Below are 22,596 nucleotides of genomic sequence, written 5' to 3' on the forward strand. Positions count from 1 at the left end.
GCGAGGGCCGGCGTCAGCGCGCTCCGGTCGCCGCGGTCCGCTGCCCCAGCCGGCGTTCCAGGTTCAGGTGCAGCGGGCGGCCCACCTTGAGCACGTCGCGGCCCAGCATCCCGTTGAGCAGGCCCGCCGACGAGGCGTACCAGGCGATCAGCGCCGCGATGATGCCGAAGTACCCACCGATCCGCACGACCTGGGCGTTGTCGACGAAGAAGCCGATGCAGAGCACGACCTCGGTGACGCCCAGGAAGAAGAACAGGGCGAACAGCGCCTCGTTGACCTGACTCGCGAACAGGGTCAGGTAGAGGTTGAACAGCGCGAACGCCAGGAAGATCCAGGCGAGGTCGTTGCGCTGCGCCGCGGCGGGAGCGCCCGGCGCGACGAGGATCAGATACAGCGCCAGGCCGAGATAGAACGCGCCGTACATCGAGAACGCGACCGTGCCGAACAGGTTGCGGTTGCGGAACGACCACATGCCGGCGAGCAACTGGACGAGGCCGCCGGCGAAGATGCCGAAGGTCAGCCAGGCGATCGTGCCGTTCGTCCAGCCCGCGTTGAACGCGGACCACAGGAACGTCGCCAGTGCGAACGCGGCCAGGCCCAGGGGAAGCGCGTCGGCCACGCCACCGAGGGTGCCGGCCCGCGACTCGGCGGCGGCCTCCCCTCGCGCGACCCCCTGTTCGGGCATCGACATGCGCGGGTCCCCGGGTCGGCCGCCGAGCGGCCGGTTCGGTTCGCCCATCGCGGGTGTCTGGTCGGTCATCGCGACCCCCTCTTCGGCAGACAACGCCAGACGCGCGTGTGGCGTGCGCCTGCGGTGGCGGAAGAGGCGGTGCACAACCCGGTCTACGCGGCCGGGCCGCCACCGGACGGCGCCCGACACGTGCGCATTTCCACTATTTCATCGCGCCCCGGGGCCGCCAGCCGTTCGCCTTTATCCGGGATGGGAGGGACCGCTGTTGCGGTCGGTGATCAACACGCCGACGCCGTCGAGGATGCGGGCGAGGCCGAACTCGAGCGCCTGGTTCTGCCCGCCGCCGCCGCGCGCCTCGCCCAGCGCCGCGCTCAGGGCGGGGAAGCGCTCCGCGCGGCCGGCGACCAGCAGGGCGATCGCGTCGTCGACCGTGCCCTCCGCGTCGGCCGGCAGGGCCGCGGTCTGCTGGGCCAGGTTGCGCACGTGGCCGACCAGGGTGACGGCGACGTCGAGCATCTCGGCGCCGCGCAATCCGGTGCCGGTCAGGCTGGCCACCGCCGCCTCGAGCCAGCCGAGCTCGTTGGGGCCCATCACCCGGGGACCGACCGCGGCCTCGAGCGCCCACAGGTGGGCGGCGAACGCGTCGAACAGGGCGTGCGACCAGGCGTCCAGGTCCGTGCGCCAGTCGCGGCCGCGCAGCGCCGGTGGCTCGCCGAGGCCGAGGTCGAGCATCAGCGCGACGAGCTCCGCCTTGCCCGGCACGTACCGGTAGAGGGCCATCTTGGTCACGCCGAGCTGGTCCGCGACCCGCTGCATGGTGAGCGCGGCGAGCCCGTCCCGGTCGGCGATCTCGATGCCGGCGCGGGCGATGTCGGCCAGCGTGAAGGCCGGCCGCGGTCCACGCCGCGGCGCGGGCGCCGGTTCCCACAGCAGCTTGTCCATCGCCGCCACCTTAGGGCTTGCCGTCGGTCGAAAACTGTGTCTATCGTAAACCGTATCCGACAGACACAGTTAAGGAGATCGAGCATGAGCGCACTCAGCGGGTTCCGGGTCCTGGTGTCGGGTGCCGGCATCGCGGGGCCGGCGCTGGCCTGCCGGCTCGCCGACGCGGGCGCCGAGACCACCGTCGTGGAGGTCGCGCCGCGGCTGCGGACCAGCGGGTTCGCCGTCGACTTCCGCGGGCCGACCCACCTCGCCGTGCTGGAGCGGCTCGGTGTCCTCGACGACCTGCGGGCGGTGCAGACCCACGCCGGCGCGATGCGGACGGTCGACGCCGCCGGTCGGACCATCTTCGAGCTCCCGGCCGCGTTCGCCGGGGGCGACATCGAGGTGCGCCGGCGCGACCTGACGGCCGTGCTGCACCGACGCTCCGCCGACCGGGTCCGCTACGTGTTCGGCGACTCGATCACCGCGCTGCGTGACGGTCCCGGCGGGGTCGAGGTCGCGTTCCGGGGTGGTGGGGAAGCGACCTACGACGCCGTGGTCGGCGCCGACGGCATCCACTCGACCGTGCGCCGGCTGGCGATGGGGCCCGAGGAGCGGTTCGTGCGGCACCTCGGCTATCACATCGCGGGCTGGGACGTGCCCAACGACGTAGGCGCGATGACCGTCTCCCAGCAGTACAACGTGCCCGGCCGGATGGCGAGCGTGGCGGCGGACGAGCGTGACCCGGCAACGGCCGGCGCGCTCGTCGTCTGGGCGTCCGGTCCGCTGCGCGTCGGCTGGCTCGACACCGACGCCCAGAAGCGGGCCGTGGCGGCGGCGTTCGGGGGACTGGGCTGGCACGTGCCGCGCCTGCTCGCCGGTCTCGCCGACGCGCCGGACCTCTACTTCGACGCGATCAGCCGGGTCTCCGTGCCGACCGTGCACAAGGGACGGATCGTGCTGCTCGGCGATGCCGCGTGGGGCGTCACCCTGGGCGGCATGGGCGTCGGCACGGGCGTGGTCGGTGCCTACGTGTTGGCGGGGGAGCTCGCCCGCACCGGTGGTGACGTCACGGCCGCGTTCGCGGCCTACGAGCAGCGGATGCGGTCGTACGCGGGGCGGTGGCAGAAGGGCGCGAGCCCCGGTCGGTTCCTGGCCCCGGCGACCCGGGCGGGCCTCTGGTTCCGCAACACGATGTTCCGTCGCGCCGCGGTCCGCCGCCTACTGGTCAGTAGCTCGACGGCCCTGGCCAAGTCGGCCGACCTGCCCGAGTACCCGTGACCCGGATCACGGCGCGCGCGACGGTGACGCTGGGCTAGCGTTCTGACGGTTGTCAGATCTGACGGCTGTCAGAACATTTGAAACGGGGTACGCATGAGCCTTCCATTCCAGGACGCGATCGCCGACGACCCGCGCTACACCAAGCGCGGAGCGGTCTTCGTGCCGGCGGGCGAGGGGATCCAGCGCTGGGTCGCCGGCGACATGTACTCGGTCAAGGCCACGGCCGGGACCACCAACGGCGCTCTCGGTTTCGTCGAGGCCTCGGTGCCGCCCGGCGGTGGCCCGGTCGCCCACGTGCACAACAAGGAGAGCGAGGCGTTCTACCTCCTCGACGGCGAGTTGGAGTTCCTGGACGGCGACGAGACCTACACCGCGCACTCCGGCGATTTCGTCTTCGTGCCACCGGGCATCCGCCACCGGTTCAAGAACAAGGGCCTGCACACCGCGAAGCTGCTGTTCCTGTTCAGTCCGGGCGGCGCGGAGGAGTCCTTCGTGGTCGGTGGCGACGAGCCGGTGCCGGGCCAGCCGATCCCGGCCTGGGGCATGGAGCGGTTCGGGAAGATGATGGCGGACATCGCGCCGCTCGACCTACAGGTCGACATCCTGCCCGAATCGGAGTGAGCTGAGCGGGCCTCACCCGATCGGGGCGCGTCTGCCGGCCGGCCATGGTCGTTAGGCCCAAGGCTGGTTGGCAGACGACCCCGGGGGCCCGCTTTGACGTCCGTAGTTCCAAAGCCGATCGTCACGCGTCCATGGCCGATGCGCGATCAACCGCGGGGGAACGCACTCGCCCGCCTGATCCGCACGACGGACGCGAAGCAGATCGGAATCCTGTATCTCACCACGGCGTTCGGCTTCTTCGTCGCGGGCGGGATCATGGCGCTGCTGATGCGCGCCGAACTCGCCCGGCCCGGGCTGCAGTTCCTCTCGACGGAGCAGTACAACCAGCTCTTCACGATGCACGGCACGATCATGCTGCTGCTGTTCGCGACGCCGATCGTGTTCGCCTTCGCGAACTTCGTGGTGCCGCTGCAGATCGGCGCGCCGGACGTGTCGTTCCCACGGCTCAACGCGTTCGCGTACTGGCTGTATCTGTTCGGTGGTTCGCTGGTCCTGATCAGCTTCCTGACACCGAGCGGCGCCGCCGACTTCGGCTGGTTCGCCTACACGCCGCTCAGCGACGTCGAGAACTCGCCCGGCGTCGGCCCGAACATGTGGGTGTTCGGTCTGATCATCTCCGGCCTGGGCACCATCCTGGGCGCGGTCAACATGATCACGACGATCGTCACGCTGCGCGCGCCCGGCATGACGATGTTCCGGATGCCGATCTTCACCTGGAACATCCTGATCACCAGTGTGCTGGTCATCTTCGTCTTCCCGCTGCTGGCCGCCACGCTGTTCGCGTTGGGCGCCGACCGGATCCTCGACGCCAAGGTCTACGAGCCGTCGACGGGCGGCCCGCTGCTCTGGCAGCACCTGTTCTGGTTCTTCGGCCATCCCGAGGTCTACATCGTCGCCCTGCCGTTCTTCGGCATCGTCACCGAGGTCATCCCGGTCTTCTCCCGCAAGCCGGTATTCGGCTACAAGGGACTCGTCGGTGCGACCATCGCGATCGCGGCGCTGTCGATGAGCGTGTGGGCGCACCACATGTTCGCGACGGGCCAGGTGCTGCTGCCGTTCTTCAGCTTCCTCAGCTATCTGATCGCCGTACCCACCGGTGTGAAGTTCTTCAACTGGATCGGCACGATGTGGCGGGGCCAACTCACCTTCGAGACACCCATGCTGTTCTCGGTAGGCTTCCTGGTGACATTCCTGCTCGGCGGCCTGACGGGCGTGCTGCTGGCCAGCCCACCGGTGGACTGGCACGTCTCCGACTCGTACTTCGTCGTCGCGCACTTCCATTACGTGCTCTTCGGAACGATCGTGTTCGCCGTCTATTCCGGGGTCTATTTCTGGTTCCCGAAGATGTTCGGCCGGATGCTCGACGAACGCCTAGGGAAGATCCATTTCTGGTTGACCTTCATCGGCTTCCACACGACGTTCCTGGTGCAACACTGGGTGGGCAACGAGGGCATGCCCCGGCGCTACGCGGACTACCGCCCGACCGACGGTTTCACGACGCTCAATGAGATCTCGACGATCGGAGCGTTCATTCTGGGGGCGTCGACGCTACCGTTCATCTACAACTGCTGGAAGGCCTACAAGGCGGGCCCACTGGTGCTGGCCGACGACCCGTGGGGGCACGGCAATTCCCTGGAATGGGCGACGTCGTCGCCACCACCGCTGCGCAACTTTGACAGGATGCCCCGGATCCGCTCGGAACGACCGGCCTTCGACGCGAAGTTCCCGGAACTGGCGGCGGGCTCGCAGTCGATCGCGGGGCCGCCGGAGGGTGGGGCGAAGCCCTTCACCCGCGAATCCGACGGCGGCGCCTCCTACCCGGAGGACAAGCAGAGGCGATAGGTGCTGTTTCTGGCTCGGGTCCGCGTGGGGCGCGACCGTCGCTCCCGCCAGGCACCGCTCCGCTTCGCTCCGCTGCGACCTCCGCAGCGGGTCACGGTCACAGAGCGAACCCGCGCGGCCCAGCCGGTGCGCAATGACCGGGACGCCGGGCTGAAGGTTGAGCCCGCGGTCGACGCGAGCACCTGTTCGCCCGCCCGGCTCAGCCGGGTGGCGGCGTCGGCCGGGGGCGCGATGACCGGCAAGCCAGACTGAAGGTCGAGCCTGCGGCAGCGCGGCTGAGCGGGGTAGGAAGACTGTGGCAGCGCTCGTTAGCAGGGACGCGATGACCGGCACGGCGGTCTGAAGGTCGGGCCTGCGGTCGACGTCGAGCATCTGGTCGGCCGCGCGGCTCAGTCGGGTAGGAAGACCGTGGCTGCGCCGGCCAGGAGGGGCGCGATGACCAGCACGCCGGACTGAAGGTCGGCCAGCAGCCCACGGTCGACGCCGAGCACCTGCTCGATCTCGTGGCGCCGGGCCACGCGATCGAGCAGGTCGGCGGCGGGCGCGCCGGCCAGCGCCACCAACTCCCGGCAGACCTTCCGGGCGGCGGTGCGAACGGCGGTCGCCGCCGGGGCATAAGCGATCGCCATGAGCAGCGACATATTCGCTCCGAACAGGACGATGACACCGTCGGCCGCAGCCCCACGCGGCGCGGGCGCCGCACCCAACGCCAGGGTGGCCAACGTGACCAGACTGCCGAGGGCGCCGAGCGAACCGGCCAGCAGCCGCCGAAGCGCGAGCAACTCCTCGACCCGTTCCCCAGCATCGACACGGACACCACACGGCGGCGCCTGTCTCGCGGTCACGCCAACTCGCTCGCCGCGCACGGCGGTGCGGGCAGTTTGGTGGGTTGCGGTTGCGCCGGTTTGGTCGCGGGTTGCGGTTACGTCAAGCCGTTCATGCGCCAGGGTGGTCCCGGTTCCTTCGCGGTCCGGAGTGGCGGCGACCTTCTCCTGGACCAAGGCGGCTTCGGTCCGTTCGTGGGTCGTGGTGGTGTCGGCCGGTTCGTGGGTGGCGGTCGTGCCGACCTGCTCGCGGCTTGCGGTGGCGTCAGGCGGTTGGTGGGTTGCGGTCGTGGCGACGTGGTCGGAGTTGCGGTCGCGTGGACCTGTCCGTGGGGCGAGGTTGTGTCGGGCGGTTCGTGGGTTGCGGTCGGACTGACCTGCTCGTCCCTCGCAATCGCGAAGGCGCGCTCGCGGATCGCCGCCAGGCCCGCCGCCACAGGGACTGCCGCCAACACCGCGAGTGTCACCAGCAGCAGTCCGATCGGGCGGCGGGCGACGACCTCCGTGCCAGGTGCGGAGGCGGACACCGCCAGGCTCACCGCGAACAGCAGCAGGCTGGCGCAGCCGAGCAGGGCCACGTACCGGAGCACGGCCGATCGCCTGACCGCGCCCGCCGCGAGGATCTCCGGCCAGCGCGCCAGGCCGTACCCGAAGACCGCGCCGCTCGCTGTGGTCAGGCCGATCGCCATGCCAGCCCAGACCACCCAGAGGTCGCTGCCCCGGTGGGTCGACCAGAGTGCGATCGCCAGCCCGCTCGCGGCGCCGAGAACCACGTAGGCGCCGCGGGCCGGAGCGGCCCGCCACCACGGAACTGCCGGCACGACCCACAGTGTACGAAGGCATCGAAAAATTTCGTTAGGTCTATTTACTGTTAGGTTTGTTTACCTTATGGTGTGGCCAGGAAGGGATCGGTATCGCTCTATGAAGTGAGGAGGACTTCATGCGTAGACGCATCATGCTTCCCGTGTTGACCGTCGCCGCCCTGCTGGTCTCGATGTTCCTGGCCGCGCCGGCGCAGGCGCACGGCTACATCTCCTCACCGGCCAGCCGGCAGGCGATGTGCGCGCAGGGGCGGGTCGCCAACTGCGGTGACATCGTGTACGAGCCGCAGAGCGTCGAGGCGCCCAAGGGCTCGATGCAGTGCAACGGTGGCGGCAGCCGGTTCGGTGTCCTCAACGACAACAGCCGCAACTGGCCCGCGACGTCCGTCGGGCAGAACGTGACCTTCAACTGGGTGATCACCGCCCGGCACGCCACCAGCACCTGGGAGTACTTCGTCGGCGGCACCCGCATCGCGGTCTTCGACGACCGTGGGGCGCAACCCGGCGCGACCAAGTCGCACAACGTCAGTCTCGGCGGCCGCACCGGCCGGCTCACCGTGCTGGCCCGCTGGAACGTCGCGGACACCGCGATGGCCTTCTACGCCTGCGTCGACCTCCAGGTCGGCAGCGGCGGCGGTGGCGGCACCAACCCGCCGCCGACGAACCCGCCGCCGGCGACGTGCGGCAGCCCGTGGAGCGCGAGCGCGGTCTACAACGGCGGCGCGGTCGTCTCGCACAACGGCCGGCGCTGGCAGGCCCAGTGGTGGACGCAGGGCGAGACGCCCGGCACCACCGGCGAGTGGGGCGTCTGGCGCGACCAGGGCGCCTGCTCGTAGGCACCGAACGACCCCGCGCCACCGCTGACGAACCGGCGGCGCGGGGTCGGCACCGCACCACCGCTCGGACCGCGGGCCAGCACAGCGTCGGGATGGAGGCGGTTCCACAATGAAGCTGCGGGTTCTGGGGCTGGCGGCCCTGCTCGTGCTGCTCGCCGGCTGTGGCGCGGGCCAGCAGGCCGCGGCGGCGCCACCGTCCTACAACGACACCGACGTGATGTTCCTCCAGATGATGCTCGCCCACCACGAGCCCGCCGCGAAGCTGCTGGCGCTGGGGGAGAAGCAGGCCGCCGACCCCGCGGTCAAAGCCGTCGCGACCGAGTTGGCCTCCGCCCAGGCGACCGAGACCGCCACCATCCGCGACCGGCTCACCGGCTGGGGCCAGCCGCTGGTGTCCGCGGCCCACGCGGGCGCGCACGCGGAGCACGGCGGGCTCCCGCTGCTCGACGAGGCCGAGCTGATCAAGCTGGCCGGGCTCACGGGCCGCGAGTTCGACACCGCTTTCCTGACCATGCTGACCGGTCACCAGCACGGGGCGGTGGAGCTGGCCCGGATGGAGGCCGCGACGGGCATCGACCCCGCGACCCGCGAGCTGGCCGCCCGCACCGAGGAGACGGTCCGCGCCCAGATCCAGCGCCTGCTACGGATGGTCGGCTAGAAGACGACCCGGGCGGCCTCGAGCGGGCTGTCCGGCGGCAGGTCGACGCCGTCGCGGCCCGACAGGTGCAGCATCATCGCCAGCGTGTCGGCGGTGACCGCCTCGACCGGCGCCCCCCGGCCGATCTCCCAGACGCCGCCCGCCGGCCCGGTCAGCTCGAGCCGCAGCGGCGGCCGCTTCCAGCCCCGGTCGAGGTCCCGGACCACCTGGCCGACGATCTCGAAGTCGTGCTCGTCCACGTCGAACACCCGGCTGGTCGCCCGGGCCAGCTCCAGCCGGTGCATCCAGGTGTCCCGGGGCAGCACCACGTCGGCGAGGTAGCCGAGGTTGGGCTCCTGCAGCGGCGACTCGGGGAAGAACCGGTCCGTCGAGATGCGCCGGAACAGACCGGGCATCAGGCGTACGCGTCGGATCGCGACTGGGCCGTTCTTGGCCAGGTGGGCGTAGAGCTCAGCCGGCTGCAGCCGGCCCAGGTCGTCGAGCTGCACCTGGTTGTGGCCGTCGAGCGCGATCAGGTCGGGATAGCGCTTTTTGGCCATGCGGATCCGGCGCAGCAGCACCGTCGGCCGGGCGAGCTCCTCGTACTGGCCGCAGACGTGCGCAACGACGTCCTTGACCGTCCAGCCTCGGCAGTCCGTGGCCCGTACCCAGTCCGTTTCGTCGAGTGCGGCCACCGCGGCCAGGAACGACCGAAGCTCCGCGGCGGCGACGCCCGCGGCGCGGCTCCGGCTCAGTGCGTGCGGACGGGTGTCCGTGGCCATCGCGATCACCTCCCTCTTAGAAAGCTAAGCGCGACACGCCGGGCGATCGGTCGCGATTGCCCGAACTTCCGAGATTCGCCTTAGATGCGAAGTTTCCCGCATATATTCGGGCCTGGGAGTGTTGTGAAGGGAGAAACCAATGGGGAAACTGCGCACGAGGGTGGGCTTGGGCGCGGCGGTGGTCGGGATCGGGCTGGCGCTGGGAGCGCCGGCGTTCGCGTCGGATGGTCCCGGCTTCCAGATCACGAGTCCGCAGAGCGGCTCGAACATTCCGAACTCGCCGACCGTCAAGGGTCTCGGCCGGCCTGGTGCCCAGGTGGCTGTCGAGGCGATCAGCCAGGGCAACAACAACGGCAACCACCACTACAACAACAACAACGGCAACCGGCCGGGCGGCGGCAACGGCAACGCGCCCGGCGCCAACCAGCCCGGCAACGGCCCCGGCAGTGGCCCGGGCAACGGCCCCGGCAATGGCCCCGGCAACGGCCCGGGCAACAACGGCGCCAACCAGCCGGGCAACAACCAGCCCGGCAGCAACAACCAGCAGGGCAACAACAACCAGTGGCAGAACCACGGCAACGAGCCCGAGAGCGGCGGCGTCGCCGGCCGGTGCAACACCACCGTCAACCAGAACGGCTGGTGGCAGTGCACCATCTCGCCGAACCTCCGTCCCGGCCGCTACAAGATCGTCGCCCGGCAGAGCCTGCCCGGCGCTCCTAACGAGGTCGCCGCGGTCGACAACCTGACGGTGCCCGGCGGCCAGCTGCCGGTCACGCCGGGTCCCGACCCGGTGCCGGTGGTCGCGGGTGGCCTGGTGCTGCTCGCCGGCGGCGCGGTCGTCGTCGCCGCGACCCGCACCCGCCGCCGCGGCAAGCACGCGGCCTGAGCACAAAACGAAGGTGGAGTCGCCCGACGCCGGGCGGCTCCACCGCCGCATGCCGAGGCGTTTCCGAGGCAGGGAATGGGTAGGTACCGACCCGTGACAGATCAGCACAGCCGCCTGCCCGGCATGGACGACGACACGGTCGCCGCTCTCGGCAAGCTCAGCGAGGCGCTGGAGACGGTCGAGCGGGTACGCGGCCACCTCTACTCCCTGCACCAGCTCACCGGCCACGCCGACCTGATGCTGGACGAGGCCGTCGACCTGCTCCGCCAAGCCGGCCACGACGAGCTGGCCGACACCGTGCGGGACGAGCTGATCGGCCGCAACGTCATCGAGGGCCGGTGGACCTACCAGATCGTCGAGGACTACGACGCCGGCTACTACGCGGCCTTCCGCAACGTCGAGACCCGGGCCCGCGACGAGCTCGCCGGCGGCCGGCGGCACATCTACGAGGCCGAGATGAAGGACCGCCGCCGCACGAAAGGCCGTCGGGGCCACGAGAAGGGACCGACCTAGTAACCCGTCCCGCTGAGCACCGACGCCGGGCGCAGGATCGAGTCCAGCCACCCGAACGCCCGCGCGTGGAACAGCGTCCGCGCCCCCGCCTCGCAGTGGTCGCCCGCCCCCTCGGCCACCGTGAACGTGATGAGCTGCTTGCGCGTCGTCAGCGCGTCGTACAGCTCCGGCGCCTGCGCCCCCAGCGGGTCGCCCTCGGCGTGGCAGACCAGCATCGGGCAGGTGATCCGCCCGGCCCGGCCCTTCATCGTGTAGTCCCGGAGCATGTCGATGTAGGTCACCGCGTCGGCCGCGCCGTGCACGAGCTGACCCCGGCGCAGCGACCAGCCGGCGGTCGACCGCCGCTCGAACCCGCGCAGCACCCGGCGCAGGACCGCCGTCGACGACGGGCGCCCCTCGGCGAAGCCGCGCGCGACCGGTCCCGGCATCAGCTTCAGCACCGAGTCGAACAGGTCGTACTGGCCGCCGTCGGCGATGCACGCGGCCAGCCGGTGCTCGCCGCTGGCCGCGCGCGGCGCGAGGTAGCCGCCGAGGCTCAGGCCGATCAGCGCGATCCGGTTGACGTCGATCGCGGCCTGCTCGAGCACGAAGTCGACCACCGGCGTGAGCACGTTCTCGTAGTCCGGCCGCATGACCATGCCGCGCTGCAGCAGCGCCGCGCCCTGGCCCGGCCCGTCGAAGGTCAGCACGTCGTAGCCGCGGGCCAGCGCCGCCGCCCCGTTGAAGAAGTAGAGCTCCTCGGCGGTGCCGTCGTAGCCGCCGACGCAGATCAGCAGGGGCCGGTCGCGGGTCTCGCCCTCGGTCCGGAAGAGGTACCCCGGCATGGTGCGGTCGCCGAACGGGATCTCCACCTGCCGCGGCGGCGACGGCATCAGCGCGGCGCCGCGCCGGAACGCGTCGGTCTGCCGCAGGTTGGCCTCCACCGCCCGGCGGTCGAGCGGCGCGCCGAGCATCATCGTGCCCGCGTTGCGGAAGTAGTTCGACGCCCGCCAGTACGCCAGCCGGGCGCTCTCGGTGTGCCCCGCCGTCTCCTCCGCCTCGGCCAGCGCCTGGACGCGGTTGGCGGTCAGGGTCCACTCGTTGTACCAGCTGTCCAGGTCGGTGCCCTGGACCCGGGCCAGCGTGGCCAGGCACTCGCCGATGTCGGCGCCCCCGTACGGGGTGTGGCCCATGGTGCGCAGCGTCTGCGCGCCGAACAGCTCGTCCTTGGCGCCGATCCTGGTCATCGGAACCTCCTCGGGCTGGGCCTCTGGCCAGCGTCGCACGCCCCGGACTGGCAGGCTGGTGAAAGCCGAAACGTCAGGAGAAACGGATCATGACCAGTCGGGCGTACGAGGACTCGGCGCTGCCGCCGATCGTCCGGGAGCTGGTGGTGCCGCTGGGGCCGACGGAGGCGTTCGACCTGTTCACGGCGCGGATCGGCGACTGGTGGCCGCGGGCGTTCACGGCCTCCGGCGAGGCGCTGGCCGGCGTGGTGCTGGAGCCGCGGGTCGGCGGTCGGGTCTACGAGCGGTCCGGTGACGGCACCGAGCACGCGTGGGGCGAGGTGGGCATCTGGGAGCTGGCCTCCCGGGTCGCGCTGAGCTGGACGCACGGGCTGCGCACCCCGGGCGCGACGCTGGTCGACGTGAGCTTCACGCCCGACGGTTCGGTCACCGACGTCCGCCTGGAGCACAGCGGCTGGCACCCCGACCAGTCCGCCGACCACGCCCGCTTCGCCGCCGACGGCGGCTGGACGATGGTCCTGGAGTCCTACCGCGCCCGGGCGGCCGCCTAGACCCGCCGGGCGACCACGACGGCGGCGCCGCCGAGCAGCGTGGAGAGGGCCAGCGTGCCGGCGAACGACCACCACGCCCCGATGCCGGCCAGCGACTGGAAGATCAGGCCGGTGACCGCGAGCGCGAGGCTGCCCCCGACCACGTCGGCGATGCTCTTCGCCGCCGTGTTGAAACCCTGGGTGCCGGGCGCCGACGCGGCCAGCACCAGCGTGCTGACCCGCGGGTAGATGAGCCCCATCCCGCCGCCCGCCAGCAGCCAGCCGGCGCCGACGAACAGCCAGTGCGGGGTGAACAGCGCGGTGAGCAACTCCGCGGCGGCGCCGGCGGCGAGGAACAGCGTGCCGAGCCGCATCACCGCCGCGTCGGTCCAGCCGAGCCGGCCCTGGACGTGCGACCCGGTGGCCCAGGAGATCGCCCCGACGGTCAGCGTGAAGCCGGACAGCCAGCTCGGCAGGCCGTACCGGTCGTGCAGCAGCAGCGGCAGGTAGACCTCGGTGCTGAAGAACGTGCCGCCGGCGGCGGCGCTGAGCAGCACCGCCGCGGGCAGGCCGGGCCGCGCCCGGAACGTGTCGGGCGGCAGCAGCCGGCGCACCGTGACCACCACGGCCGCGATCGCCACGGCCGCCAGCAGCCAGCCCCGCGCGTCCGGGAGGTCGCTGGCCAGGCCGGCCGTGACCGCGCCGCCGGCGACTACCGCGGCCGCGGCGATCCGCCGGCCGTCGCGCGCCGCACCGGGGTCGCCGCCCGGCAGCGCGCCGCGCAGCGCCGGCAGGGTGAGCAGGGTGGCGGCCCCGACCAGCACGAGCACGCCGAGGAAGACCCAGTGCCAGCTCCACGCGTCGGCGACCAGCCCGGCGACGAACGGCCCGACCATCGAGGGCACCACCCAGGCCGCGGCGAACAGGCCGAAGATCCGCGGGTGCAGGTCCGCCGGGTAGACGGCGGCCACCAGCACGTACAGGGCGACGGTGATGCCGCCGGCGCCCAGGCCCTGCAGCAGGCGGCCGGCGACGAAGACCGGCATCGTCGGCGCGGTGCCGGCCACGGCCAGACCCAGCGCGAAGACCGCGATCGCCGTCAGCAGCGCCCAGCGCGGCCCGCGCCGGTCGGCCCAGGCGCCCGCGACCACCATCCCGACCACGCCGGTCGCGGTGGCGGCCACGAACGCCAGCGAGTAGAGCGCCCGCCCGTCGAGGTCCGCGGTGATCGCCGGCATCACCGTGGTGATCGCCAGCGCCTCGAACGCGGCCAGGAACACCAGGCTGGTCGAGCCGACCGTGGCCAGGGCGTATCGGCGGGTGAGCAGGCTGGCGCGCGGTTCGGCGAGGGTGGCGGTCACCGCACGATGATCCGACCTCAAGCCCGCTTGAGGTCAACCGAATTCAGCGCAGCGGCGTGTGCTCCGGCGGGACCACCTCGTCGGCCCGCACCGGCCCGGGCGGGGTGCCGTCGCCGAACGGGCGGCCACCCAGCTTCTCGCGGTCGTGCGGGGTGAGCCAGCCGGCCAGGTCCGGGCCGAGCGGCACGATCCCGGTCGGGTTGATGTCGCGGTGCACCTCGTAGTAGTGCCGCTTGATGTGGTCGAAGTCGACGGTGTCGCCGAACCCGGGCGTCGTGAACAGGTCCCGCGCGTACGCCCAGAGCACCGGCATCTCGGTCAGCTTCTGTCGGTTGCACTTGAAGTGCCCGTGATAGACCGGGTCGAACCGGACCAGCGTGGTGAACAGCCGCACGTCGGCCTCGGTGATCGTGTCGCCGACCAGGTAGCGCTGGTCGGCCAGCCGGTCCGAGAGCCAGTCGAGCCGATCGAAGAGCCGCGTGTACGCCTTGTCGTAGGCCTCCTGCGTGCCGGCGAAGCCGCACCGGTAGACGCCGTTGTTGACGTCCTTGAAGACCACCTCGTTGACGGCGTCGATCTCCGGCCGGAGCGCCTCCGGGTAGAGGTCGGGCGCGTCGTCGCGGTGGTAGGCGCCCCACTCCAGCGACATGTCGATGGTGATCCACGGGTAGTCGTTGGTGACCACCTCGCCCGTGGTCTCGTCGACCATCGCCGGCACGGTGATGCCGCGGTCGTACCCGGGGAAACGCTTGAAGAACGCCTCCTGCAGCCGCTCGTAGCCGAGCACGGGGTCGCGCCCGCCCGGGGCCAGGTCGAACGTCCAGCTCCGCTTGTCGTGGGTCGGCCCGGCGATGGCCATGGAGATCGCGTCCTCGAGCCCGAGCAGCCGGCGGACGATCACCGCCCGGCTCGCCCACGGACACGCGCGGCTCACCACCAGGCGGTAGCGGCCGGGCTCCACGGGGTAACCGTCCCGGCCGTCCCGGGTGATCCGGGTGGCGATGTAGCGCTGGTCACGGGTGAACTCGCCGGCCGGGTCGACATAGACCCCGGACTCGGTGGTGGCTTCCGGCATGGGTCCCATACTGCCTCGCGCACCGGCAGACTGCCCGTCTGATCTTCCTCTCCAGGTGCGGAGCGCGGTAGCTTGACCGAGCATCGATGATGGTCGAGTTTCCGTCCCGAACGCCCAGGAGGCATCCATCCATGTGCGTCAACGACCACGAAGCACACCAGAACGTCGCGCCGATGGCCGCGGAGCAGTTGCACACCCTGACCCGGCGCGGTGCGCTGCGGGCCGCGGGCGTCGCGGCGGCGGCGGGGGCCGTCGGAGCCGTCGGCGGCATGGCGGCCGGCGCGAGCCCGGCCAGCGCGGCACACGGCGGTGGCCGGCCCGGCCGGGTGCCCCGCGACCAGATCAGCGTGCAGCTCTACACCCTGCGTGACCAGCTCGCGGCCGACCTGCCGGGGACGCTGCGGGCGCTCGCCGACATCGGCTACACCCGGGTCGAGCACGCCGGGTTCGTCGGCCGCACCGCCGCCCAGTTCAAGGCCGCGCTCGACGCCGTCGGGCTGCGGGCGACCTCCGGCCACGTCGGCATTCCCCAGCCGTTCGACGCCGCCACCTGGCAGGCCGCGCTGGCCGACGCCCGGCTGCTGCGCCAGCGCTACATCGTGCACCCGTTCTTCGGCGTCGGCGCCAACGGCGTCATCCGCGACTCGGCGACCTACCGGGCGTTCGCCCGCGACCTCAACAAGGCGGGCGCGCTGGCACGCAAGGCCGGGCTGCGCTTCGGCTACCACAACCACCACTTCGAGTTCTTCCGCCTCGATGGTGGCACCACCACCGGCTGGGACATCCTGACCGAGGAGACCGACCCTGACCTGGTGCACCTCGAGGTCGACCTGTTCTGGGTGACCCGGGGCGCGCACGACCCGGTCGACGTCATCCAGGCCAACCGTGGCCGGATCAAGCAGTTCCACGTCAAGGACATGAACGCCGACGGCTCGTTCGAGGACGCCGGGCAGGGTCTGATCGACTTCGCCCGGATCTTCCGGCACGGCCGCGAGGCGGGCATCGACGAGTTCATCGTGGAACGCGACGACGCCGGCACCACGCCGCGCCAGCCCATCCAGGCGATCGACACGGCCCGGGTGGGTTACAACTACCTGGCCAACCTCAGGTTCTGACGCGGGATCGGCCGAGGCTCATGCGACAGGTGTCGGGGAGCCGCGGCCATATTCCTCGCGCAGCGCGCGCATCGCGTGCTCGACGACCTCGATGAGCGTCTCCTTGACCGCGTCACGGCGGCGGGCGTCGGTCATCAGCAGCGGGACGTCCGGCGGGATGGCCAGCGCCTCGCGCACCTCGTCGACCTCGTAGGTGCGGGCGCCCTCGAAACAGTTGAGGGCCACCAGATAGGGCAGGTTCTGGCGCTCGAAATAGTCGAGCGGTGCGAACGCGTCGGTGATGCGGCGGGTGTCGACCAGCACCACCGCGCCGACCGCACCGCGGACGAGCTCGTCCCACATGAACCAGAACCGGGTCTGACCGGGCGTGCCGAACAGGTAAAGGATCAGGTCCTCGGCCATCGTGATCCGGCCGAAGTCCATCGCCACCGTGGTGGTCTCCTTGCCGGGCACCTTCGAGCGGTCGTCGATGCCCGCCCCGGCCGTCGTCAGCAGCGCCTCGGTGGTCAGCGGGGTGATCTCGGAGACCGCGCCGACCAGCGTCGTCTTGCCCACCCCGAAGCCGCCGGCGATGACGATCTTCGCCGAGACGATGCCCCGCTCGCGGTCATAGCCTGCGTAGTCCACTCAGCACCCTCTCCAACAGTTCCATCCGTTCCTCATAGCGCTGGGCGGGTGCGGCGCTGTGCAGCGTCAGCAGTCCCTCGCCGACCATGTCGGCCACGATCACCCGGGCGACGCCGAGCGGGAGGCGGGTGTACGCGGCGATCTCGGCCAGCGACTGGGGCGCGGACTGGCAGATCTGCGCGATGCGGTACTTGTCGTGGCCCGCGAACCTGGCCTCGGCGACGGCCCGTTCGCTGGCCGTCAGCACGGCCTCGAGGGCGATGTGCCGGGAGGGTTCGGTGCGGCCGCGGGTAACCGCGTAGGGGCGCACCAGGGCGCCCCGTGGATCGCCGTGCGGCGGCTCCATCCGCGGTTACCTCCTCACTGCTGTGCGGGGGCGGCACGTTCTGTTCCATGATGGACTGTTCAGGACCGGCGGCCCAGCGCCGCCTCGCGGCGTTCCGGGGACAGGGCCTTGCCGACCCGCTCGACCAGCAGGGCCATCTCGTAGCCGACCTGCCCGACGTCGCTGTTGCGCGCGGCGAGCACGGCCATCGCGGAACCGTCGCCGATGGTCATCAGGAACAGGTATCCGCTGTGCATCTCGATCACGTTCTGCAGCACGTTGCCGCCGTCGAACATCCGCGCGGCACCGGTGGTCAGGCTGACCACGCCCGAGGTGATCGCGGCGAGCTGGTCGGCCCGGTCGGCCGGCAGGTCCCGCGACGAGGCGAGCAGGAGACCGTCGGCGGACACCGCCACCACGTGCGCGATGCCCGCGACGCTGTCGGCGAAGTTGTCCAGCAACCAGGCCATGTCCTGCATGGTCGGTGCCTTGTTCATCGGTTCTCCTCGCGTTGGTCGAGCTCGGCGCCGGCCGTGCGGCCGCGCTGCACACCGCGGTGGTACGCGGAGAGCAGCCCGCGGACCTCCTCCGGCGCACGCTTGACGCCCTGCGGCTGTGGGGTCTCCACACCGCCGGGCACGAGTTGGGCCTGCGGCACCCGCTTCGGCAGGCCCGACCGCGTCGTGCCGTCGGTCGCCGGCGCGGCGGCCCTGCCGGCCCGCTCCCAGCCCTCGTCCGCCGCGGTGCGCCAGAGGTCGTCGGCCCGTGCGGCCGTTGCCGGGCCTGCCTGGGCCGGGACCGGGGGTGGGGTGGGCGCGGGCGGCGGCACGGCGGCGGCCGGCGGCAACGGCGGCGTGGGCGGCGTGGGCGGTGGCGATGGCGATGGCGCCGGGCGGGGTGGCGGCGCCGGGCGGGGTGGCGGTGGTGCGGGCCGGGGCGGCGGTGGTGCCGCTGTGGTGCCGGCCGCCGGCGACGGGAGGTAGCCGTCGGGGACCTGCATGATCTGGGTCGAGGTGTGCCCGTGCGACTGGAACCAGACGGCCTCCATCTCGCGGAAGATCGGCATCTCGGTGGTCGCCTCCCGGCTGGGCTCCGCGAGCAGGGCGGGCTCGGTGCTGGGCGGGGCCGGCACGGTGTTGGGCGCGGCCGGCACGGGACGTGGGGGCGGCGGGACGTCCAGCCGGACGGGCGGCTCGGCCAGCGTCGTGGCCGACGCGCGGTTGGCCCAGGCGCTGCCACCCGGCACGTGGCCGTTGCCGGCCGCGAGCGTGCCCACCTCGCCCCCCGCCGGCACCCGCTTGCGGGGCAGCAGGGTCGGCGGACGGCCCGCGTGCAGCGGCACCACCACGATCTCGGCGGGCAGCGTCACCAGGGCGACCGTGCCCTGGTCGAGGGTGCGGCGCAGCTCGACGAGGATCCGGTAGCGGGCCGCCAGCCGGGCCACGACCGCGAGGCCCATCAGCCGGAACGCCGACACGTCGACCGGCGACGGCGCCCGCAGCCGCGCGTTGAGCACCTCGAGCTGGTCGTCGTCGAGGCCGAGCCCGCGGTCCTCGATCTGCACCACGACGTAGTCCCGGACCCGGCGGGCGTCGGCCACCACCACCGTGTGCGGCGGCGAGAACCGGGTGGCGTTGTCGAGCAGCTCGGAGACGATCCGCACGACGTCGTTGACGGCGCGGGCGGTCACCGACACGTCGGAGTCGACGGTGCCGAACTCGATCCGGTTGTAGAACTCCACTTCGGACTGCGCGGCGCGCAGCGCGTCGATCAGCAGCGCGTCCTCGCCCCGCGGCGGTGCGGTGTCGGCGCCGGCCAGCACCAGCAGGTTCTCGTCGTTGCGGCGCATCCGGGTGGCCAGGTGGTCGAGCACGAACAGCTTGGCCAACCGCTTCGGGTCCTCCTCGCCGCGTTCGATCGCGTCGAGCTCGCCGATGATCCGGTCGACCAGCGTCTGGCTGCGCCGGGCCAGCGTCAGGAACATCGCCGAGACGCTGGTGCGCAGCGCGGCCTGTTCGGCCGCGATCCGGACGGCTTCCCGGTGCACCACGTTGAACGCGGCGGCGACCTCGCCGACCTCGTCGCGGTTGGTCAGCTTGATCGGGTCGCGCACCCCGTTGACGATCTCCTCGACGCCGCCCTCGCCGACCTTCTCGAGCTCGCGGAGCCGGCCGACGGCTTCGGGGAGACCGTGGTTGGCCACGGTCAGCGCGCCGTCCCGCAGCCGGAACAGCGACCGGTTGAGCGACCGGGCGATCACGATGGCCAGCAGCAGCGCCAGCAGCAGCACCGTCAGCACGAGCGTGCCCTCGATCGTCGCCTGCCGGACTGCGGCGCCGCGCGCGGTGTCGGCCTGGCCGAGCAGGTCACGCTCGAGGTTGGTCTCGGAGTAACGCATCAGGTCGTTGACCGCGCCGATGGCCGGGCTGCCGACGGCGGCCGGGAACGGTGCCGGCTCGCCGACCGAGCGGGTGAGCTGGGCCGAGATCTGGTCGGCGAGCAGCGAGGCGTCGCCCGTGACCGTGCGGTCGACCGTGGCCTGCTGCGCCGCCGAGGCCGATGCCGCGAAGGCGACGAACGCCTCCTGCTGGCTGGTCAGCGTGGCGACGAACGCGGGGAACTGCTCCTGGCTCAGGCCGCCCGAGGAGAGCGCGAAGAAGACGACCGCCTCCTCCTCGGCGGTGGCGGCCTTGGCGCGGGCGAACGCCGCCATCGCGCGCAGGCTCTCGGCCAGGTCGCCCTCGCCGGAGACCTGACCGAGGGCCTCGCCGTACGCGACCAGGTCGTCGAGGACGACGCCGTAGCGCAGGACGGCCTCGGCGACCGACATCTGGCCGCGGGCCAGCGTCTCCTCGCGGATGGCGGCGAGGCCGGCCAGGTGGCCGTCGATCGCGGCGAGCCGGTCCCGCACCGTCCCGGGGAGGTCGGGGAGGTTGGCCCGGCGGGCGGTGTAGGTCGTCGCGAGCGCGTCGGTGGCGCGTACCCGCAGGTTGTAGGGCTCGGCCTGGGCCTCCGGCGTGGCCAGGAACGCGGCGGCCGCCATCCGCTCCTTGTGCAGGCTCTGCGTCAACGCCGAGACGTCGATGGAGAGCTCGCTCAGGGAGCGGATCAGCGTCGCCTCGGAGGCCTCGCGGGAGACGTCGACCAGCCGGACCGCCGCGAGCGCGACGACGGCGACCAACGGCACCAGCAGCAGCAGGCCGAGCTTCGAGCGGATGCGCGCGTCGGCCAGGCGCGGGAAACCCCGTCGCTCCAGGCTCGACGCGCCCGGGCTGCCCGAGGACAGCGTCATCCGTCCGGCGCTCACGCCATCGCCTCCGTGGTGGGTTACGTGGCGGGTCCGCCACCGGTCGTCACGGCGCCCCCGCGGCTCACGCGGCACGGCGGCGATTTCATCAGAGTTGGCCGATGTACGGAAGGGTTATGCGGTGCCTAAACGGTCGGTCGGTGCGGATCGGTCGGTCGGCGCCGGAAGCTGTCCATTCGGACAGCGCGCTGAGCTGGCCGGTCGCAATCTCCGTGTCGGCTTGGACACGAAAAGTAATGTCCATTGTGCGGACCGCGTTCTCGAATATTGAGACACTGAGATATGGAAATTCTTCGTCCTTGACCTCTGGGGACGGGCTTGGCAAGGTTTCTCAACGCTTGCCGACCGCTGTCGGTCCTCGTCTCTCCACTGAGGAACGCCTGTCGAGGAGGAATCCCGTGCGTTTCCAGGCCCGCGCGGTCGCTGCCGTCGCCGCGACCGCACTCGCCGTGACACTGGCCGGCTGCGGCGACGGCGACGATGCCGCCGCTGCCGCGCCGACCGGTCCGATCGTGGTGGCCGCCGACCTCGAGCTGTCCGGCTCCGGCGCCAACACCGGGCAGGCCTTCCGGCGCGCGCTGGAGCTGCGGGTCGACCAGCTCAACGGTTCGGGGCTGACGGGTGGGCGCCCGATCGAGCTGCGGATCAAGGACAACCGCTCCGACGCGGCGGAGAGCCTGCGCAACGTGCAGGAGTTCGCCGCCGAGCGGGCGGTCAGCGCGATCATCATGGGCGCCTGCGACCAGTGTGCCCTGAACGCCGCGAAGACGCTCGACGAGCGGGCCATCCCGGCCATCTCGCTGGCTGCGGCGGGCGCGGTGGCCAGCCCGGTGGCCGAGCGCCGGTTCCTGTTCAAGGTCGGGCCGAACGCCAACGACAACGCGGCCGCGCTGGCCGCGGAACTTCGCCGTACGCCGGGCCTGCGCAAGCTCGGCCTGCTGCACACCAGCGACGGCTACGGCGCGGAGGGAGCGGCGGCGCTCGACCGGGAGCTGGGCAAGGTCGGGCTGCGGCTCGCGGCCAAGGCGACGGTCAAGCCCACCGCCGACGACCTCGACGGCGCCGTCGAACGGCTGGCCTCGGCCGCGCCGGACGGGCTGCTGGTCTGGACGGGGGCCGAGCAGGCCGCGCTGGTGGCGTCCGCGCTGGCCGAGGAGGACTACCGCGGCCGGCTGTTCTTCGACGCCGCCGCGGCCGGTGACCTGTTCCTCGGCGGCGGTGTCGGGCGGACGCCGGACGGCAGCACGATGGTGTTCACGCAGACGATGGTGATCGACGACGTGATCGCCACGACGCCGGCGAAGGCGGCGCGCAAGCAGTGGTTCAGCGACTACACCGCCAGGTGGGGCAGCTACCACGGGATCGCCTCGTTCGCGGCCGACGCGCTGCAGTTGGTCACCGACGCGGCGGTGCGGGCCGGCGCGGACCCGGCGAAGCCCGACCGGTCCGCGATCCGGGACCAGCTCGAGATGGCGCAGATGGACGGTCTCTCGGGCGCGATCCGGCTGACCCCGGACAACCACTCGGGCCTGATGCGCCAGTCGCTCACGATGCTGGTGGCCCGCGGCGGCCGCTGGCGCCTGGCGGGCTAGGCGGTCGTTTCCCTCACCCAGGGAAGGACCACCCGCTCCAGGCTCACCAGGGCGTAGAACAGGACGATGCTCATCAGCGAGAGCAGGGCGACGCAGGCGAACGCGAGCGCCGTGTTGCCGCTGCCGCCGGACGAGCTGATCAGGTAGCCCAGGCCGGCGTCGGCGGCGAACAGCTCGCCCACGACCGCGCCGACCACGGCCAGCGGCAGCGCCACCTTGAGGCCCACGAACACCTGCGGCATCGCGGCCGGGAAGCGGATCTTCACGAACGTCTGCACCCGGGACGCGTCGAGCGACCGGGTCAGCTCGACCAGGTCGGCCGGCGTGCTGCGCAGCCCGGCCGCCGTCGCCAGGGTGATCGGGAAGAAGCAGAACAGCACGGCCATCACGATCTTCGGCGCGCTGTCGAAGCCGAACCAGACGATCAGCAGCGGGACGATCGCCACCTTCGGCGCCGCGTTGAGCGCCACCAGCATCGGGTAGACGGCCCGCTCGACCGTCCGCGAGCCGGCGATCAGGGCGCCGATCAGCACACCGGCGACCACCGAGATGCCGTAGCCGGCCAGGGTCTCCCAGAGGGTCACCTGCGCCTCGGCGAACAGGTCGCCGGGCATCTCGCCGAACACCCGGAACACCTCGAGCGGCGTCGGCACGAGGTAGGGCTGGATCTCGAAGGCGACCACGGCCAGCCACCAGAGCCCCACGGCGGCCACCGTGCCGACCACGGGCAGGGCGACGGCGAACACCCGCGCGCGCAGGGTCATCGAACCTCCACTGTGG

General features: G+C 71.9%; 23 protein-coding genes. 10 read left to right on the top strand and 13 right to left on the bottom strand.

The features are described from left to right. Positions 1-13: 13 nt before the first annotated feature. Both Asi02nite_RS01420 and Asi02nite_RS01425 read right to left on the bottom strand, forming a co-directional pair. Positions 14-760 (bottom strand): acetate uptake transporter, encoded by a 747-nt coding sequence (locus Asi02nite_RS01420; RefSeq protein ID WP_203710236.1) that lies wholly within the window; start codon positions 758-760, stop codon positions 14-16. A gap of 171 nt (positions 761-931) precedes the next feature. After that, entirely contained in the window at positions 932-1,633 is a 702-nt protein-coding gene (locus Asi02nite_RS01425; protein ID WP_203710237.1) for a TetR/AcrR family transcriptional regulator, read from the bottom strand. Between the two features lie 84 nt (positions 1,634-1,717). Between Asi02nite_RS01425 and Asi02nite_RS01430 the strand changes: the two genes are divergently transcribed. The 3 genes from Asi02nite_RS01430 (at position 1,718) to ctaD (ending at position 5,359) form a co-directional block, all read left to right on the top strand. Further along, positions 1,718-2,896: an FAD-dependent monooxygenase gene (locus Asi02nite_RS01430; protein WP_203710238.1), complete on the top strand. Its 1,179-nt coding sequence runs from the start codon at positions 1,718-1,720 to the stop codon at positions 2,894-2,896. A 93-nt stretch (positions 2,897-2,989) separates the two neighbouring features. After that, positions 2,990-3,517 (top strand): cupin domain-containing protein, encoded by a 528-nt coding sequence (locus Asi02nite_RS01435; RefSeq protein WP_203710239.1) that lies wholly within the window; start codon positions 2,990-2,992, stop codon positions 3,515-3,517. Positions 3,518-3,610: 93 nt separating this feature from the next. Then, complete coding sequence (gene ctaD, locus Asi02nite_RS01440) at positions 3,611-5,359, top strand: aa3-type cytochrome oxidase subunit I (RefSeq protein ID WP_203710240.1); 1,749 nt, start codon at positions 3,611-3,613, stop codon at positions 5,357-5,359. Positions 5,360-5,748: 389 nt separating this feature from the next. On the opposite strand, the gene Asi02nite_RS01445 is transcribed toward ctaD, so the two are convergent. Together Asi02nite_RS01445 and Asi02nite_RS01450 are read right to left on the bottom strand one after the other, a co-directional pair. After that, entirely contained in the window at positions 5,749-6,204 is a 456-nt protein-coding gene (locus Asi02nite_RS01445; protein WP_203710241.1) for a hypothetical protein, read from the bottom strand. A 77-nt stretch (positions 6,205-6,281) separates the two neighbouring features. Then, complete coding sequence (locus Asi02nite_RS01450) at positions 6,282-7,004, bottom strand: hypothetical protein (RefSeq protein WP_203710242.1); 723 nt, start codon at positions 7,002-7,004, stop codon at positions 6,282-6,284. 119 nt (positions 7,005-7,123) lie between these two features. On the opposite strand from Asi02nite_RS01450, the gene Asi02nite_RS01455 reads away from it, so the two are divergent. Further along, complete coding sequence (locus Asi02nite_RS01455; protein WP_203710243.1) at positions 7,124-7,840, top strand: lytic polysaccharide monooxygenase; 717 nt, start codon at positions 7,124-7,126, stop codon at positions 7,838-7,840. Positions 7,841-7,949: 109 nt separating this feature from the next. Further along, positions 7,950-8,498, top strand: a complete 549-nt coding sequence (locus Asi02nite_RS01460; RefSeq protein ID WP_203710244.1) for a DUF305 domain-containing protein — start codon at positions 7,950-7,952, stop codon at positions 8,496-8,498. On the opposite strand, the gene Asi02nite_RS01465 is transcribed toward Asi02nite_RS01460, so the two are convergent. Continuing rightward, on the bottom strand, positions 8,495-9,259 hold the full coding sequence (locus Asi02nite_RS01465) for a maleylpyruvate isomerase family mycothiol-dependent enzyme (RefSeq protein WP_203710245.1): 765 nt from the start codon (positions 9,257-9,259) through the stop codon (positions 8,495-8,497). The genes Asi02nite_RS01460 and Asi02nite_RS01465 overlap by 4 nt on opposite strands. A 139-nt stretch (positions 9,260-9,398) precedes the next feature. On the opposite strand from Asi02nite_RS01465, the gene Asi02nite_RS01470 reads away from it, so the two are divergent. Both Asi02nite_RS01470 and Asi02nite_RS01475 read left to right on the top strand, forming a co-directional pair. Beyond that, complete coding sequence (locus Asi02nite_RS01470) at positions 9,399-10,145, top strand: hypothetical protein (RefSeq protein ID WP_203710246.1); 747 nt, start codon at positions 9,399-9,401, stop codon at positions 10,143-10,145. Between the two features lie 75 nt (positions 10,146-10,220). Then, on the top strand, positions 10,221-10,658 hold the full coding sequence (locus tag Asi02nite_RS01475; protein WP_203710247.1) for a hypothetical protein: 438 nt from the start codon (positions 10,221-10,223) through the stop codon (positions 10,656-10,658). Here the strand turns inward: Asi02nite_RS01475 and Asi02nite_RS01480 are convergent. Further along, positions 10,655-11,884: an alpha/beta hydrolase family protein gene (locus tag Asi02nite_RS01480; RefSeq protein WP_203710248.1), complete on the bottom strand. Its 1,230-nt coding sequence runs from the start codon at positions 11,882-11,884 to the stop codon at positions 10,655-10,657. The genes Asi02nite_RS01475 and Asi02nite_RS01480 overlap by 4 nt on opposite strands. A gap of 89 nt (positions 11,885-11,973) precedes the next feature. On the opposite strand from Asi02nite_RS01480, the gene Asi02nite_RS01485 reads away from it, so the two are divergent. Further along, on the top strand, positions 11,974-12,435 hold the full coding sequence (locus Asi02nite_RS01485; protein ID WP_203710249.1) for an SRPBCC domain-containing protein: 462 nt from the start codon (positions 11,974-11,976) through the stop codon (positions 12,433-12,435). Here the strand turns inward: Asi02nite_RS01485 and Asi02nite_RS01490 are convergent. Together Asi02nite_RS01490 and Asi02nite_RS01495 are read right to left on the bottom strand one after the other, a co-directional pair. Next, positions 12,432-13,775: an MFS transporter gene (locus Asi02nite_RS01490; RefSeq protein WP_203710250.1), complete on the bottom strand. Its 1,344-nt coding sequence runs from the start codon at positions 13,773-13,775 to the stop codon at positions 12,432-12,434. The genes Asi02nite_RS01485 and Asi02nite_RS01490 overlap by 4 nt on opposite strands. 43 nt (positions 13,776-13,818) lie before the next feature. Beyond that, positions 13,819-14,850: a glutathione S-transferase family protein gene (locus Asi02nite_RS01495; RefSeq protein ID WP_239126397.1), complete on the bottom strand. Its 1,032-nt coding sequence runs from the start codon at positions 14,848-14,850 to the stop codon at positions 13,819-13,821. Between the two features lie 131 nt (positions 14,851-14,981). Here Asi02nite_RS01495 and Asi02nite_RS01500 point away from each other — a divergent pair, with 131 nt between their 5' ends. Beyond that, positions 14,982-15,965: a sugar phosphate isomerase/epimerase family protein gene (locus tag Asi02nite_RS01500; RefSeq protein ID WP_203710252.1), complete on the top strand. Its 984-nt coding sequence runs from the start codon at positions 14,982-14,984 to the stop codon at positions 15,963-15,965. Positions 15,966-15,983: 18 nt separating this feature from the next. Here Asi02nite_RS01500 and Asi02nite_RS01505 read toward each other — a convergent pair whose 3' ends face one another. Genes Asi02nite_RS01505 through Asi02nite_RS01520 form a run of 4 tightly spaced genes read right to left on the bottom strand, consistent with a single transcriptional unit; the run spans position 15,984 to position 20,224 of the window. Further along, entirely contained in the window at positions 15,984-16,592 is a 609-nt protein-coding gene (locus Asi02nite_RS01505) for a GTP-binding protein (protein WP_203710253.1), read from the bottom strand. After that, on the bottom strand, positions 16,573-16,938 hold the full coding sequence (locus tag Asi02nite_RS01510) for a DUF742 domain-containing protein (RefSeq protein ID WP_203710254.1): 366 nt from the start codon (positions 16,936-16,938) through the stop codon (positions 16,573-16,575). The genes Asi02nite_RS01505 and Asi02nite_RS01510 overlap by 20 nt, the downstream gene beginning before the upstream one ends. Positions 16,939-16,997: 59 nt before the next feature. Continuing rightward, positions 16,998-17,414 (bottom strand): roadblock/LC7 domain-containing protein, encoded by a 417-nt coding sequence (locus Asi02nite_RS01515; RefSeq protein WP_203710255.1) that lies wholly within the window; start codon positions 17,412-17,414, stop codon positions 16,998-17,000. Continuing rightward, on the bottom strand, positions 17,411-20,224 hold the full coding sequence (locus Asi02nite_RS01520) for a sensor histidine kinase (protein ID WP_203710256.1): 2,814 nt from the start codon (positions 20,222-20,224) through the stop codon (positions 17,411-17,413). The genes Asi02nite_RS01515 and Asi02nite_RS01520 overlap by 4 nt, the downstream gene beginning before the upstream one ends. 398 nt (positions 20,225-20,622) lie before the next feature. On the opposite strand from Asi02nite_RS01520, the gene Asi02nite_RS01525 reads away from it, so the two are divergent. Further along, the gene (locus tag Asi02nite_RS01525) at positions 20,623-21,816 is read left to right on the top strand and encodes an ABC transporter substrate-binding protein (RefSeq protein ID WP_239126398.1); all 1,194 of its coding nucleotides are present in this window, start codon (positions 20,623-20,625) and stop codon (positions 21,814-21,816) included. Here Asi02nite_RS01525 and Asi02nite_RS01530 read toward each other — a convergent pair. Next, on the bottom strand, positions 21,813-22,580 hold the full coding sequence (locus tag Asi02nite_RS01530; RefSeq protein ID WP_203710259.1) for an ABC transporter permease: 768 nt from the start codon (positions 22,578-22,580) through the stop codon (positions 21,813-21,815). The two genes, Asi02nite_RS01525 and Asi02nite_RS01530, sit on opposite strands and share 4 nt — an antisense overlap. Positions 22,581-22,596 lie beyond the last annotated feature (16 nt).

This window comes from Asanoa siamensis (genome assembly GCF_016862555.1).
Classification (GTDB): Bacteria; Actinomycetota; Actinomycetes; order Mycobacteriales; family Micromonosporaceae; genus Asanoa; species Asanoa siamensis.

Coding starts and splice junctions, on each gene's coding strand:
- Asi02nite_RS01465 (WP_203710245.1), bottom strand. CDS start 9,259: ATGGCCACGGACACCCGTCCGCACGCACTGAGCCGGAGCCGCGCCGCG.
- Asi02nite_RS01515 (WP_203710255.1), bottom strand. CDS start 17,414: ATGAACAAGGCACCGACCATGCAGGACATGGCCTGGTTGCTGGACAAC.
- Asi02nite_RS01455 (WP_203710243.1), top strand. CDS start 7,124: ATGCGTAGACGCATCATGCTTCCCGTGTTGACCGTCGCCGCCCTGCTG.
- Asi02nite_RS01435 (WP_203710239.1), top strand. CDS start 2,990: ATGAGCCTTCCATTCCAGGACGCGATCGCCGACGACCCGCGCTACACC.
- Asi02nite_RS01460 (WP_203710244.1), top strand. CDS start 7,950: ATGAAGCTGCGGGTTCTGGGGCTGGCGGCCCTGCTCGTGCTGCTCGCC.
- Asi02nite_RS01530 (WP_203710259.1), bottom strand. CDS start 22,580: ATGACCCTGCGCGCGCGGGTGTTCGCCGTCGCCCTGCCCGTGGTCGGC.
- Asi02nite_RS01430 (WP_203710238.1), top strand. CDS start 1,718: ATGAGCGCACTCAGCGGGTTCCGGGTCCTGGTGTCGGGTGCCGGCATC.
- Asi02nite_RS01510 (WP_203710254.1), bottom strand. CDS start 16,938: ATGGAGCCGCCGCACGGCGATCCACGGGGCGCCCTGGTGCGCCCCTAC.
- Asi02nite_RS01475 (WP_203710247.1), top strand. CDS start 10,221: ATGGGTAGGTACCGACCCGTGACAGATCAGCACAGCCGCCTGCCCGGC.
- Asi02nite_RS01500 (WP_203710252.1), top strand. CDS start 14,982: ATGTGCGTCAACGACCACGAAGCACACCAGAACGTCGCGCCGATGGCC.
- Asi02nite_RS01470 (WP_203710246.1), top strand. CDS start 9,399: ATGGGGAAACTGCGCACGAGGGTGGGCTTGGGCGCGGCGGTGGTCGGG.
- Asi02nite_RS01425 (WP_203710237.1), bottom strand. CDS start 1,633: ATGGACAAGCTGCTGTGGGAACCGGCGCCCGCGCCGCGGCGTGGACCG.
- Asi02nite_RS01480 (WP_203710248.1), bottom strand. CDS start 11,884: ATGACCAGGATCGGCGCCAAGGACGAGCTGTTCGGCGCGCAGACGCTG.
- Asi02nite_RS01420 (WP_203710236.1), bottom strand. CDS start 760: ATGACCGACCAGACACCCGCGATGGGCGAACCGAACCGGCCGCTCGGC.
- Asi02nite_RS01495 (WP_239126397.1), bottom strand. CDS start 14,850: ATGCCGGAAGCCACCACCGAGTCCGGGGTCTATGTCGACCCGGCCGGC.
- Asi02nite_RS01485 (WP_203710249.1), top strand. CDS start 11,974: ATGACCAGTCGGGCGTACGAGGACTCGGCGCTGCCGCCGATCGTCCGG.